This window comes from Paenibacillus sp. EZ-K15, assembly GCF_002573715.1.
Classification (GTDB): Bacteria; Bacillota; Bacilli; order Paenibacillales; family Paenibacillaceae; genus Paenibacillus_AQ.
This window is the reverse complement of record NZ_PDHM01000027.1, coordinates 35,227-49,730: the sequence shown is the minus strand read 5'-3', so window position 1 is coordinate 49,730 and position 14,504 is coordinate 35,227. Positions and strand designations below refer to the sequence as shown.

The 14,504-nt window shown below is 46.6% G+C and carries 10 protein-coding genes; 7 read left to right on the top strand and 3 right to left on the bottom strand.

The features are described 5' to 3' along the window. Positions 1 to 119: 119 nt before the first annotated feature. Positions 120 to 1,328, bottom strand: a complete 1,209-nt coding sequence (locus tag CRG97_RS29965; protein WP_098749160.1) for an MFS transporter — start codon at positions 1,326 to 1,328, stop codon at positions 120 to 122. 511 nt (positions 1,329 to 1,839) lie between these two features. Between CRG97_RS29965 and CRG97_RS29955 the strand changes: the two genes are divergently transcribed. Then, positions 1,840 to 2,937, top strand: a complete 1,098-nt coding sequence (locus CRG97_RS29955; protein ID WP_098749158.1) for a DNA alkylation repair protein — start codon at positions 1,840 to 1,842, stop codon at positions 2,935 to 2,937. A gap of 542 nt (positions 2,938 to 3,479) precedes the next feature. Then, positions 3,480 to 5,993: a U32 family peptidase gene (locus CRG97_RS29950; protein ID WP_098749157.1), complete on the top strand. Its 2,514-nt coding sequence runs from the start codon at positions 3,480 to 3,482 to the stop codon at positions 5,991 to 5,993. A gap of 65 nt (positions 5,994 to 6,058) precedes the next feature. On the opposite strand, the gene CRG97_RS29945 is transcribed toward CRG97_RS29950, so the two are convergent. Beyond that, positions 6,059 to 7,105, bottom strand: a complete 1,047-nt coding sequence (locus tag CRG97_RS29945; protein ID WP_098749156.1) for an acyltransferase family protein — start codon at positions 7,103 to 7,105, stop codon at positions 6,059 to 6,061. A gap of 222 nt (positions 7,106 to 7,327) precedes the next feature. On the opposite strand from CRG97_RS29945, the gene CRG97_RS29940 reads away from it, so the two are divergent. Both CRG97_RS29940 and galU read left to right on the top strand, forming a co-directional pair. Beyond that, a complete protein-coding gene (locus CRG97_RS29940) occupies positions 7,328 to 7,537 on the top strand; it encodes a hypothetical protein (RefSeq protein ID WP_098749155.1) in 210 nt (69 codons plus the stop codon). A gap of 67 nt (positions 7,538 to 7,604) precedes the next feature. After that, positions 7,605 to 8,477, top strand: a complete 873-nt coding sequence (gene galU / locus CRG97_RS29935) for a UTP--glucose-1-phosphate uridylyltransferase GalU (protein ID WP_098749154.1) — start codon at positions 7,605 to 7,607, stop codon at positions 8,475 to 8,477. 78 nt (positions 8,478 to 8,555) lie between these two features. Here galU and CRG97_RS29930 read toward each other — a convergent pair whose 3' ends face one another. Continuing rightward, positions 8,556 to 11,015, bottom strand: a complete 2,460-nt coding sequence (locus CRG97_RS29930) for an O-antigen ligase family protein (RefSeq protein WP_098749153.1) — start codon at positions 11,013 to 11,015, stop codon at positions 8,556 to 8,558. Positions 11,016 to 11,127: 112 nt separating this feature from the next. Here CRG97_RS29930 and rfbA point away from each other — a divergent pair, with 112 nt between their 5' ends. From rfbA to CRG97_RS33905, 3 genes are read left to right on the top strand one after another with little or no spacing between them, the layout of a single operon-like run. Next, complete coding sequence (rfbA, locus tag CRG97_RS29925; RefSeq protein WP_098749152.1) at positions 11,128 to 12,000, top strand: glucose-1-phosphate thymidylyltransferase RfbA; 873 nt, start codon at positions 11,128 to 11,130, stop codon at positions 11,998 to 12,000. A gap of 47 nt (positions 12,001 to 12,047) precedes the next feature. After that, positions 12,048 to 12,827, top strand: a complete 780-nt coding sequence (locus CRG97_RS29920; RefSeq protein ID WP_098749151.1) for an ABC transporter permease — start codon at positions 12,048 to 12,050, stop codon at positions 12,825 to 12,827. Between the two features lie 15 nt (positions 12,828 to 12,842). Continuing rightward, positions 12,843 to 14,486: an ATP-binding cassette domain-containing protein gene (locus CRG97_RS33905; protein ID WP_237566618.1), complete on the top strand. Its 1,644-nt coding sequence runs from the start codon at positions 12,843 to 12,845 to the stop codon at positions 14,484 to 14,486. Positions 14,487 to 14,504 lie beyond the last annotated feature (18 nt).

Genomic DNA, 14,504 nt, shown 5'->3' with positions numbered 1-14,504 from the left:
AGCGATTATGAGTTAACGATGTTGAACGATATAAGCACCCCGATGATTCAGTTTAAATCCGTAATGAGTTACGCACGCGAGATATGAAATCATCTTCGCGTGCGTAAAGTAAAGAGACTTTATGAAGAGAGGGTGCCTTTTTCTACAGGCTGCCCGTGCGACGGCCGCATTGTCCAATAGGTGATGGCGGTGGTAATGAGCATTAACACACCAGTCATTAAGAATACCGAGTGAATGTTAAAGATGCCGCTGATCATGCCGCCCGCGAGCGGCCCGGCCATCCCGCCAATTTGGTTGGCGGTCTGGCTGAGGCTAAACGCACGTCCGCGGAATTCGCTTGGCGTATGTTTGACGACAAGGCCGTTGAGTGCCGGGAATACGGCACAGAAGAATGCGCCGTATGCAAAGCGGATGGACGAGAATGCCCAAATGTTGCTGAACAGGATCTGGGCGAGCGATCCGATTCCGCCGGCGAGCAGACCGATCAGCAGCACCTTTTGGAACCCGATTTTATCGGCCAAGCGTCCCCAGCGGGCCGCAAACAAGATGCTGGCGATCCCGACGATGGAGAACACAAAGCCAGCAATCATCGAGGTATGCGATGAAGAACCGCCGATCTGAGCGATATACAGCGGCAGTACGGGCTCGATCGTCATGACGGAGAACTGTGTCAGCACGGTGAGCATAAGTACGGTCATCAGCGCCTTGTTATGTCCGGCGACCTTAAACGTGTTCATGACGGAGACGCGCTCTTTGCTGGGCACGAATTTCTCTTCTTTGACCCAGAATATGACGAGCAGCGTGGCTGCGAAGCACAGCATCCCTGCCAATCCGAATGCCATTCGGTTGCTGAACAGGGAGGCCAGGGTGCCTCCGATCATCGGGCCCATGATGCCGCCGGTTGCGGTTGCCGTGGACATCATGGAGAGGGCGTAGCCGACTTTTTTCTCGGGTGTGTTGGTGCCTACAATGGCGATTGCGCCCGGAATAAAGCCGGAGAGAAGGCCTTGCAGCAGGCGGAGAACCAACACCTGATACTCATTCGTGACGAATGCCATCAGAATATAGATGACAAAGAGCACCAGCCCCGCGCGGATAATCATCGGTTTGCGTCCATACTTATCGCCGACGGCTCCCCAGAAGGGAGAGGACAAGGCGCCCGCAAAAAAAGCGGAACTAAACAGCAGTCCCGACCACATTTCCGTATGTTTGGTAACGCCGAGTTCAATCAGAAAAAGCGGGAGAAATGGTATGACCATCGAGAAGCTTGATGAAACGATAAATGAGCCGAACCATAGTATCCATAAATTCTTTTTCCAACTTTCCATGTCTTCTTCATCTCCTGATGTGCGATTTGTTGTAATCCTTCGAGCTTCGCCTCCTGTCTTTTAGATGGGGTAATGATGTATGTATTACATTTTTCAAGAAATAACATGCGCTTATCTTGCAAGAAAAACTTCCTCTAAATGCGGTCTGTCATCTGTGAAAGTATGTCGATAGAGGTTTTTCTTTCGAGATAAGAAAGTTGTTAATGGACTAATCCATCTATGTATCGTATGGCACCCCCACAGGGGAGGCCAGATTCGGATAAAGCAAAACGCCCCCCCCATTTGGCAAGCTGGAATCAACCAGACTACCGCACTAAAGCGAAAGGCGTGCAACTTCATCCTACACCACATGTTTTGGATTGGGAAGAGGCGGGGAATGGGGTTAGAGCGGTCGGCGGCTCTTTTGGAGATGGGTTGGAACCGCCAGGTTATCGCATGAATAAAGGGCTTACAGGATTCCGTAAGACGTGGATGCAATATCGTAAAAATTATTTTTTTGGGGAGATCTGATATGAGAGAGACGCTGAAGGATCTATATTCAAATACGTTGTTCCAGCAAGTGACCGACCGGTTGAAGGAGACTTATCCGGCATTCGATGCGAACCGGTTCATGGACCTGATTCATAATGAAGACTGGGCACAGGAGGAGTTCAAGCAGCGCATTCGGCATATTACGCTAGCCTTAACGGATACGCTGCCTGCTTCTTACCCGGAAGCCGTTCAGATCCTGAAGCAGGTAGCCCCGCATTTTAGAGGCGTGGAATATGTGTTCTTTCCGGATTACGTAGAGGTTAATGGGATGGAGGATCTGGAGACATCGATGGAGGCTTTGGCGGTATTCACGCATTCTTCTACGGCGGAGTTTGCCGTTCGGCCGTTTATCATCCAGGATCAGGAACGGATGCTGGCACAGATGATGACATGGGCACAGTCCGATGACGAGCATCTGCGCCGATTGGCGAGTGAAGGCTGCCGACCACGCTTGCCTTGGGCGCCGCAGCTGCCGGCCCTGATTAAGGATCCGCGTCCGGCTCTGCCGATCCTGGAGCAGTTGAAAGAGGATCCTTCCTTATACGTTAGAAAAAGCGTTGCCAATCACCTGAATGATATCTCTAAGGATCACCCGGACCTTGTGCTTGAGATTGCCGCCAAATGGTATGGCAAACATCCGTTAACGGATTGGATCGTGCGGCATGCGCTGCGTTCGCTGCTACGGAAGGGAGATATTCGGGCACTGGCCATTTTCGGGTATGAGGAGCTTGAAGAGCTGGAAGGACTTGAGGTGCGCGAGCTGCGCATTAAACGTTCCGTGATTGCGATGGGGGACGATCTGGAGTTCGCCTTTCAAGTGGTCAACGAAACCGGCAATCCGATGACGCTCCGCATCGATTACGAGATCGATTATATGAAGGCAAACGGCAAGCTTGCTCCGAAACGCTATAAATGCTCGGACAAGATCTATGCGCCAGGAAGCTGGAAGGTCGAGAAGAAGCAGTCGTTTAAACCGATCTCCATCCGCCGTTTCTACTCAGGCGATCATCGTCTTCACATTGTTGTGAACGGCAAGCGTTTAGCGAGCATGGATTTTGTGCTGGAGGGTGCGGAATAAGGTGTGTATGTCGTGCAGGACGTGCATGAGTGAAGCTGAGGTGAAGGAATCCCGAACCACTTGATGGTTCGGGATGATTCCAAGGAACTGTGTTGTTAAGGAGACGCTAACCAAGGGATTCCCGAGATCAAAATGAAGTGTCACTGGAAAGGACACGGGGAAAGAGGAAGTATTCTTCTCCATATGCAAAGAACAGAGCATAAGAACACAGCCCCGCACGGATGATCATCCGCCAGTAGCAGCCGCTGCGGATGATGTGAGGCAAGCCTTCCGATCGGAGGGCTTGTTTTTGTTTTTTACGAAACAGAGTGCTATGCGGATTATGGCAGCTCTATCAAAAGTGTGGAAATCAAGTTAGCAGGTAGAAGAGAAGCCGGACTTTTGGTAAACTAGATAAGTTGAAAAGCTTTCAAAGTGTTTACAAAATCAATGGATATAGATGTCTGACGCCTGTTCTATGAAAATAGAGTATGGCTTGCACGTTTCAATGAAAGAATAGTAGTACACAGCACGCCGGCTTGAACCGGCCTGGGAGGATATAGATGGACACGAAAGCACTACGAAGAGAAGACGTGGAGTTGCTGGCCCCGGCAGGGGATTGGGATTGCATGCGGGCCGCGGTGGCTAACGGGACGGACGCGATCTTTTTTGGGGTCGAAAAATTTAATGCGCGCGCACGGGCGAACAATCTCCGGATGGACGAGCTGTCCGAAATTATGGCCTTTTTGCACAGTTATGGGGTTAAGGGGTTCCTGACCTTCAATATTTTGGTGTTCGAGAACGAGTTGGAGGATGCCAAGGAGCTAATCGATGCATGCGTGGATGCCGGCGTGGATGCGGTGATCGTGCAGGATTTGGGTCTGGTAAAAATGATTCGCGAGATTTCCCCGGATTTCCCGATCCATGGTTCTACGCAGATGACGATTACATCGCCGGAGGCCGTCGAATTCACGAAGCCGTTCAATATGGAACGTGTAGTACTGGGACGTGAGAACAATCTGAAGCAAATCCAGAAGATCGGGGAGCAGGCGAAGCTCCCGATGGAAGTATTCGTGCATGGTGCGCTATGCGTATCCTACTCGGGCCAATGCCTGACTTCCGAAATGTGGGGCGGTCGTTCTGCCAACCGCGGAGAGTGCGCGCAGGCCTGTCGTCTGCCGTACGATCTGATCGTGGATGGCGAGCAGAAGCCGATGGGCGACGTCGCCTACCTGCTATCTCCGAAGGATCTGGCAGCGATCGATCTGATGCCGGAGCTGATTGAAGCGGGCGTGACCTCGTTCAAGATCGAGGGCCGGTTGAAGAGTCCGGAATACGTGGCTAACGTTGTGAGCAAGTACCGGAAGGCGATCGACCGGTATTTTGATGGCGAAGATGTCAGACCGAGCAAGGAAGAGGTGCGTGAGCTGCAGCAGAGCTTCTCCCGCGGTTTCACCCATGGTTTCCTGGACGGAACGAATAATAAAAAGCTGGTCGAGGGTACCTTCCCGAAAAGCCGCGGCGTGTATCTCGGCCGGGTAGAACAGATTCTGCGTGACGGTGTCGTCTGCAAGCTGGATGCGCCGCTGAAGCGCGGGGACGGTATCGTGTTCGATGCAGGTGATCCAACGAAAAAAGAAGAAGGCGGACGCGTTTACGACGTGCGCCGCAAAGGCGTCAAGCTGGAGGGTGAAGCGCAGGAAGGCTGGATCGTCGATATCGTTCCCGGCCGGAGCGATGTGGACCTGCGCAAGCTGCATGTCGGCGACCGGATCTGGAAGACCAACGATCCAGCGCTGGATAAGCGCCTCCGTCAGACGTACGAGACGGAGAAGCCGTACCGGGTATTCCCGGTACATGTGCGTGTCAGCGGCCGTCCCGGACAGCCGCTGTCGACCTGGTGGACCGATGTGCAGAAAGGCACGACGGTCCAGGTGGATTCGGAGCTGGAACTGGAGATTGCTCAGAAGCGGCCGCTCAGCCAGGAGATCCTGGAGGAGCAGCTTGGCCGCCTGGGCGGAACGGTGTTCCAGCTTGAGGCACTCGACGTCGACCTGTATGGCGACGTCATTGTGCCAATTCGCGAGCTCAACAGCATCCGCCGCCGTGCGGTGGAGCTGCTCGCTGGCGAGCGGCCGAAGCCGCCCGTGTACGTGAAACGGGCGGTGTCGGTGTATGGCGATGCGGCTGTGCCCGCAGCGCCCGTGGCTCGAGGTGAGGCGAAGCTCACCGCGCTGTGCCGCAGCCTGCCGCAGGTTGAGGCTGCGCTCGAGGCCGACGTCGAAATGATCTACGCCGACTTCGAGTTCATCAAGCAGTTCCCGGCAGCGGTAGAAGCCGTGCGTGCAGCCGGCAAGCAGATTGCGCTGGCAACGCCGCGCATTCACATGCCGGGCGAGAACGGCTACCACAACAACATCCTGCGCCTCCAGCCGGACGCCGTGCTGGTGCGCAACACCGGTGCGCTGTATTTCTACCTGCGCCACCGGATGGAGAACCCGGGGGCGAAGCATCCCCGGCTGATCGGCGACTTCTCCCTGAACATTGCCAACCATAAGGCGGTTGACCTGTTCGTCGAAGCCGGATGTGACGCCGTCACGCCTTCCTATGACCTGAACATCCAGCAAATGGTGGATCTTCTTGGCAAGGCCGACACGTCCAAGATGGAGATCGTCATCCATCAGCATCTGCCGATGTTCCATACGGAGCACTGTGTGTACTGTACGTTCCTTAGCGAAGGAACAGATTACACCAACTGCGGTCGTCCGTGCGAAGAGAGCCGCGTGTCCCTGCAGGACCGGATCGGCATGTCCCACCCGGTACGGGTAGACGAAGGCTGCCGTAACACCGTGTACAATGCCATCGAGCAATCCGGCGCCGAGTACCTGGCGAACTTCATGGAGCTGGGCGTATCCAGCTACCGCGTGGAGTTCCTCGAGGAAACGCCGGAGCAAGTCCACGAGGTCATCGATCTCTACAACCGCGCCCTGCGCGGCGAGATCAGCGGCACCCAGGTGTGGAAGAAGCTGAAGGCTACCAACCAGCTCGGCGTAACGCGGGGGCAGTTGGTGAAGTAAGGAAGCAGCACGCGTATTTGCGTATATACCAAGCGATTTAATGAATATGAGGGAGTGATGCCAAGTTAGGCATCACTCCCTTTTGCGTCGGAACGCTTCGTTTCAGCTCGTTCATGGAGGTGTTTGGATCGATAATGGAACAGAAACCCGACGTTCGGCTCGACGATCCACCCGAAGCCGCGTTTGATCCAGGGCGAGGATAGCAGCCAGGTTAAGACTGCGCCAAACAGGATCAGCAGTAGTTTGCCTCCCGTGGACCGGAACGCTTCGAACCATTCAAGATGCTGCATCGTTTTGACGATGAACCCGTGAAGTAAAAAGACGTAGATGGTATTGACCCCCCGGTCGGTGAAGGGCGTGTTCGACTCTGGAATCAGGGAGAGGACACACAGTCCCATGATGACGGTGAAGGCGTAGGTGATGATTCTGTAGAAGCCCGCATACCACGAGTCCAAGCCAAACTCCAGGTAAGGCATCGCCCCGTAGAACCAGCTGGTGTGCAGGATCGGCAACAGCGTGTATAACAAGGTAAACCCTGCGGCAAGCAGTAGTAGTGATAGCAGTTGAAACTGCCGGGTCTTGATGGCATCCAGCCATTCCCTTTTAAAATAAAAGCCGATGAGAAAAAAAGGCAGGAAGTACAGCGTGCGTGAAATGCTCGCGTAATAGTCGACATCGATCGAGTACCCGAGCATGACCGACAAGGCGAAACAGACGACGAGCGGGTATTTGAGCATCAGCAGGTACGGCAGAAGCATTTTCCACAGAATCATGCTGAACAGGAACCACAGGATCCAATTGGGGTAAAAGTACGTGAAATCGAGCCGATCCAAGCCTTGCATGTAATAGTCGAACAGGGTATAGAGCGTCTCGAATATGAAATACGGCACGACCAGTCCCGACAGCAGGCCGACGTATTGTTTGGGGGATTGAATGCGTTTGGCGAAATAACCAACCGTGAAAATAAACAGCGGCATATGAAACGAGTAAATGAACTGATAGATCGTTCCCATCGCGGGTTCGCCGTTAAACGGCTCGATAAGATGACCTACAACCACCAACAGGATCAGTATGAATTTGAGGTTATCGAAATAGACGTCTCTCTCTTTCATCAGGTAACCAGCTCCTTTGGCTTTTTGGTCCATCGAAGTTTCGTATTAGTATATCGGAGGGTAGCGGGGCTTTCCATGGTTAAAGTTGGAAGGTGCCATTTCCAGTTATCGGTCCCGCCTTGAAAAAGCCGCACCAAAACCGATAAAAGACCAAGAGAGTCATATCTGGCTCATCGAAATACGACTCGAGATGGGAGAGAAACTTTAGCATGACACAAGCGATTGCTGTGCGGCGGATGGCTGATCGCCAAGAAGGACGTGACCGATACCGATTTCAACCTCTCGCTGGTGCTTGCTTCGCAGACGTTTGGAATATACTGTCCCAATAACCAATTTACTGACGGTTATAACGTCAAATTTGGCGAAGGGAAGGGCAACGCGGCTAAAGTCATGGAGAATAAGCATCCTGCCTTTGACAAAAACCGATTTTAATCGATAGATTAGCCGGACTCATGTTACAATGTCATCAATCGAGACTTGCGGGAATGGAGAAGATAGGATGAACATTCGAAAAGCGATCATACCGGCCGCTGGACTTGGTACGCGGTTCCTGCCGGCCACGAAAGCGATGCCGAAAGAGATGCTACCCATTGTGGACAAGCCGACCATACAATACATCATCGAAGAAGCGGTCGCTTCTGGCATCGAGGACATTATCATTGTGACGGGTAAGGGGAAGCGGGCGATTGAGGATCATTTTGATTCTTCATTTGAGCTGGAACATAACCTTGCTGAGAAAGGGAAATGGAACCTCCTCGAAGAAGTGCGTAAGCCCTCCAATATGGCAGATATTCATTATATCCGTCAAAAGGAGCCTAAGGGGCTAGGCCATGCCATTTGGTGCGCACGTAAGTTCATTGGAGATGAACCCTTTGCGGTGTTACTAGGCGATGATATTGTAGAGTCAGAGACGCCATGCTTGAAGCAGATGATGAAAGTCTACGACACCTACCAATCTGCCATAGTTGGCGTACAGCCAGTTGATTGGGACGAAGTGGACCGTTACGGGATCGTAGATGGATTTCAGAAATCAGAACGAATCTATGAAACATCAAGATTGGTAGAGAAGCCCTCACGTGCCGAGGCGCCTTCCAACCTGGCCATCATGGGCCGCTATATTTTGCCGCCGGAAATCTTCGATTTGCTGGAGAATCAGGAGGTTGGAAAGAACGGGGAGATCCAACTGACCGATGCGCTCTCCACCTTAGCTCATCGGAGCCCGATCTATGCGTATCATTTTGACGGGATGCGCCATGATGTCGGCGAGAAGTTAGGTTTTATTGAAACCAGCATTCATTATGCACTGCAGCGGGAAGATTTGAGAGATGATTTGATTGCTTATTTGAGTGGGGTTTTGGCAAAGGTGCAGTAGTAGAGACGATTTCATAATCGATAAGAAAAATGGGACAGTTGGGTAGAGATTTTCTACCACGAACTGTCCCTTTTTTAATTAGAATTGAAGATCACTAATCTGTTGAACATTTTGTTTCGCATTTGGATCAACTTGGGTTAGTTTCTCCATAAGGGCATCATCACTCAAGTTTTGTTTTTGTAATGCTGCCAAATACCACCGTACAATCTCCTGTTGTGTTGTCTGCGAGAGATCTTCTTGTATGCCAAGCTTAAGAGCTTCTGATGCTTGCTCCGGTTGATTCATCATGTAGTACATTTTGCCTGCATGTAGGATCATATCTGGTGTGTTCTCAAATGAGCGCCCTTGCAGTTGTCCTTCTGGTAATGTAGCTAAATGCTGAATACCTGTCTGAACCTCGGCAAATGCCTCGGTTGCTTGCTTGAAGTACTTGTCTTTCGTTGCTAGGTCTCCTGTGCCAAGTGCCTTCGTCCCTAGATCATAACCTTTATTGATAATCTGTTCGGACCAGTTAATGTCCCATTTAAATTTATAGGCATTGTTGATAAGTACTTCATAGGCTTGCTCCGGTTGCTGTTTCATTTCGTAACTTTCAATTAATCGACTTAGCATAGACTTGTTATATGGTTCAGCTTTTAACGCTTTATTAAGTAGATCAACAGATGCGTTATAAAAATTCTCATCTTGTTCTTGCTTATATATAGTCTGATAGAGTGATGCGGTTAACAATACCGAATCGGGATGGCTCGGGCGTATGCTCAAGTCTTTATCAAGAGGAGCCTTAATTTCCTCAAATGAAGAGCTGACCTGAACGATTCTTCGTGCTTCCATTCCCGAGTCGGCGGCTTGTACATACTGGATAGATGTAATCATGACAAGAATAGCGCAAAGCCCAACGATTGCACTATATGCACCTCTGGCCGTTGAATCTTTGAGGCTCCATTTTTTCACAGGCTTATTATCCATTACGGCTGCCATTCCGCCAAGTCCCAGAAATACTAGAATTCCCATGAACACATAGCTCATATTAAAGTCCAAAATGCTATGAATCAAAATGGAAAGGACGATGATGAGATAAAGGAAGTGGCTATTACGTTCGTCTTCATTCCCTTTGATATAACCGCGAATATACTTGTAGAAAATATACAGAATAAACGACATGAATATCACAAATCCGACAATTCCGACTTCGATCAAGTACTGTAAAAAGAAGTTATGGGCTTGACGGCTTGTATATGGGTTGTTCTGATATTGCTCATACAGTGAAGCCCATGCGCCGCCTCCGGCCCCGATGATCGGGTAGTCAGCCAGCACTTTCATGGCATCTTTATAGAATGTAAAACGTTCCAGAACACTGTGCTGATTAAAGTTAATATTTTCGAGTCGGACGCTGATGTTTTGCGGAAGTATATTTTTTAATCCGGTACCGATGAATAGGAAGATCAGCAAGCCTCCAATTGCAACGGAACCGAGTGGAATCCATAAGTTGGAGGTTTTTTTAGCCGACCAATTGTCTAAAGACCGTTCAAGTTTGGGAGCAACAAAACTTTGTATAACCCATCCGAGAAGTCCTACAAGAGCGGACGCACCAAGCAAAATGCCCCAACCCTTCAGGGCACCAGTGCTGCTAAAGGCTTCATTTAACTTCAACCCCAGCTCTGTTACCGGTTTGGAAACGATCAGTGAAGTCACGGCTGCTATACCGCAGTACAAGATCCACAATAATTGTTTAGCTGGCTTCAGGAATAGAAGCAACAAAACAAACACAACAGGTAACATTACCAGACCGCCCCGAGACAACGTCAAGAGCAGCGATACGATGATAGGTACCAACATGAAGCTATGAAAGGCTTGCCCGTACCATTTTCGTGAAGTCGTAACGAAAAACACTGCTGCGAAAAGGAATGCCATGAGAAAAGCGGCATATGTATTCGCATATTGGAACACCGAAGTCAGACGCAGACCGTTAGAGTCAATCATGACGGCATGGGTATACGTGCCGTTTAAAACAGTATTGGAAAACCATTTTGCAATGGTACCTGCAGTCTTGCCTTGTCCAAACCAGTGGAGCAAGCCAAATCCCACGATCAGATAGGCAACCGTCATCATCGTGACTTGGATAATTCGATTTCCCAATTTTTCACGTAGCACATATAAACCGATGATAAACATTATGGCGTAGATACAATTAATGATGACCATATTCATGGCAAGAACATGGGAGGCGGCGCTAATGAGTGAGAGTATGTAAGTTAGGGGGAGTAAAAGCACACCTACGGCCAGCCAATCTTTTTGATCTTTTAATTGGATGCTTTTATAGGAATGAGCAATCCAGAGAAATAGTAGTAGACAAGCCAAGATAGCTGCCCAGAAAATCGGTTTCTCAAATTCTAACATTTGTCCGTTAAATAGAGCTGTCTGGAATGGCGTCCATGCTAGAAACAGAACAATTCCTGATATTAACAACCAAAACAAAGCCGATCTCGTCTCACCATTGCTCGACGCGCTGGCCTTTTTACCGTATACTGGATTCGACAACGTAATTAGCTCCTTTTCTTGTAGATACGACAATATTTTAGCATATAGACTAGATTGGGGCTATCTAATCTAATGGACTCCTAACAAGATCATTGATAAAGGATGGATACAATTGAAAGGTATTATTTTGGCTGGGGGATCAGGAACTAGACTGTACCCACTAACTAAAGGCATCTCGAAACAATTACTACCAATATATGACAAGCCTATGATTTATTACCCTTTGTCAGTACTAATGCTGGCTGGTATAAAGGAAATATTAATTATCTCAACCCCACGTGATTTACCTATCTTTAAGAATCTTTTCGGTGATGGTAAACAATTGGGAATGAGTTTCTCATATAAAGAACAATCCGAACCTAAGGGACTTGCCGAAGCTTTCATATTAGGTAAGGATTTTATTGGCTCTGACAATGTTTGTTTAGTATTAGGAGATAATATTTTTTATGGCCAAAGATTTAGTGAGGTTTTGAAAAAGGGTTTTTCTTTAGAAGATGGAGCCATGATCTTTGGCTATTATGTAAAAAATCCAGTAGATTATGGGGTCGTCGAATTTAATGAACGTAAAAGAGTTGTTTCAATAGAGGAGAAGCCACAGAAACCAAAGTCAAACTATGCTATCCCAGGACTCTATTTCTATGATAATGATGTGGTTGATATTGCAGCTAGCGTAAAGCCATCAACCAGAGGAGAACTAGAGATTACTTCTGTTAATGAAGTTTATTTAAATATGAACAAACTTAACGTGGAAATTTTTGGGAGGGGCATGGCTTGGTTAGATACTGGTACTCATCAAGGATTACTTGAGGCTAGTAATTTTGTTGAAGCGGTGCAAAAAAGGCAAGGGTTATATATAGCTTGCATTGAAGAAATAGCTTTTAGAATGGGATATATTAATACCAGTGAGCTAGAAAAACTCGCTAATCCGTTGCTTAAGACAGAGTATGGTGCGTACCTACTTGATTTGGCAAATAGCAGGGGGTGAATTTAGCAATAAGGACGTAAAAATGGAAATGTGAGGTTAAGTCATTAATGATTAAAAATACGATAGGAATATATAAAAAATATGGTTTTCTTCTTTCTCAGTTGGTAGAAAGAGATTTCAAGACGCGATATAGAAGGTCAGTGCTGGGTATATTATGGAGTTTGTTGAATCCTTTAATGATAATGATTGTACAATATTTGGTTTTTTCAACTTTATTTCGCTTCGATATTCCAAACTATGCCGTATACTTACTCAGTGGAATAGTTATGTTCAACTATATGTCCGAAGCTACTTCTCAATCAATGACCTGCATTATTCAGAATGCATCTCTAATTAATAAGGTTTACATACCCAAATATATCTATCCTTTATCTCGGGTCTTATCGTCAGGTGTGAATTTTTTGTTTTCATTGCTGGCTTTGTATATAGTGATTATAGCTAATGGAATGAGTATTACTTATTCACATATTGCTATGTTTTTTGCTATAGTATGCTTGTTTTTCTTTATTTTAGGGATATCTTTTTTTCTAGCTTCATTGATGGTGTTCTTTCGGGACACACAGTTTTTGTATAGTATTGTTCTAACAATTTGGACTTATTTGACTCCTATTTTTTATCCGGAGAGTATTCTCCCTAATTATATGATGTCTGTAATGGAATTTAACCCAATGTATCATTTTATAAGATTTATTAGATTCATCATTTTATACGGGGGCATCCCAGACCCCAAAGCTTGGCTTTATTGTGCAATATTTGCATTATTATCGTTTGTAATTGGATTATTTGTATTTAAGCGGACACAGAATAAATTTATTCTGCATTTATAAGGAGTAGGATACATTTTGATAGATCTTAATAATGTCTCTATGAGATTTCGTTTGGCGAATGACCGAATCATGAGCCTTAAGGAATACGTAGTTAAAAAAATATCAGGAAAACTTGAATATAAAGAATTTGTTGCTTTAAATGATGTATCCTTTTCGATTGAAAAGGGCGAAGTTGTAGGCATTATTGGTAGCAATGGTGCAGGTAAAAGCACTTTGCTAAAAATTATCTCAGGAATATTGGCACCTACTCAAGGCAAGGTGAAGGTTACAGGGACAATTGCCCCAATGCTAGAGCTAGGAGCAGGATTTGATATTGATTTAACTGCAAGAGAAAATGTCTTTCTAAATGGTGCGGTACTGGGTCACTCCAAACAATATCTAACAGAAAAGTATAACGAGATTGTTGAATTCTCAGAGCTGCAGCAGTTTATGGATGTACCAATCCGCAACTTTTCCTCAGGAATGATCATGAGATTAGCGTTTTCCATAGCAACCCTTGTTAATCCTGACATTTTAATTGTAGATGAGATATTGTCTGTAGGCGACGCACACTTTCAAAGAAAAAGCTCCCAGAGAATGCAAGAGTTAATGGATGGTGGGACCACGGTGATTTTAGTGTCCCATAGCTTAGAGCAAATTCGCCAGATGTGTACCCGGGTTATTTGGTTAGATCGAGGTAACTTGAAAATGATCGGAGACACAGATGAAGTATGTGATGCTTACATTAATGCAATTAATGGTATATCACAAGAAGACTCAAAAATATTAAATTCTTTTAGAGGTAAATTATACACTCCTACTGCAATCGCCAAATTTGGAAAAGAGTACTTTATAGTAGATTGTTGGCATCATCGAGTTATTTATACCAGTAATCTTGCTGAGCCAATTAATAAATGGAGAGCATTTAGAGGTGATTTTACTAATCCACATTCTATTGCAACAGATGGTGAGGTTTATTTAGTAGAGGACACGGAAAACGACTCGGTAAAAGTTTTTCGAAGAAGAGGAACAACATTTATCGAAACACAGGTTATTAAACAAATCGGGCGGCAACCGAATAAATTGGTTTATGACTCAAATACTAAGAGATTTTATGGAATTGCTGCATCTTCTCAACAAGTATTCGTGCTGAAAAATATTAATGGTGAAGTTAAAGTTGAAAAGGTTATAAAGCTAGAGTATTTAGAAAATGCCTATGTAAGATCTATAAACATTATAGATGATCACATGTACATTGTATCAGGGCCTGGAAAAATAATGGTGGCTAATTACATCGATTTATCTTTTGATTTAGTTAGAGAGTATAAAGTGCCTTTTGAATTGCAGGGTATGAATGATCTTGCCAAGATTGGTTCTTTTTATTATATGAGTGTCTATCAAAATGGAGCAGGAGATATTGCTCCAAAATTAATTAGAGCAAAAGACTTAGATGAATTAGAGACGGAATTTGAAGACATCTATGATCAATTAGGATTAAACGGTGTTCCTTATTATTTTTCTGTAATAGAGGATCGGATATTTTTGACTGAGATTGATTCGTATTCATCAATAAGGTCATTTAAACTAATTGATGACAATATCTATGATATTGTTGTGCATTATGATATCGGTGTCGCAGATGAATCCTCTTTAAAAAGGCGTAACTCAAGATTCGCTTAGAATAAGTGATTGGGGGGA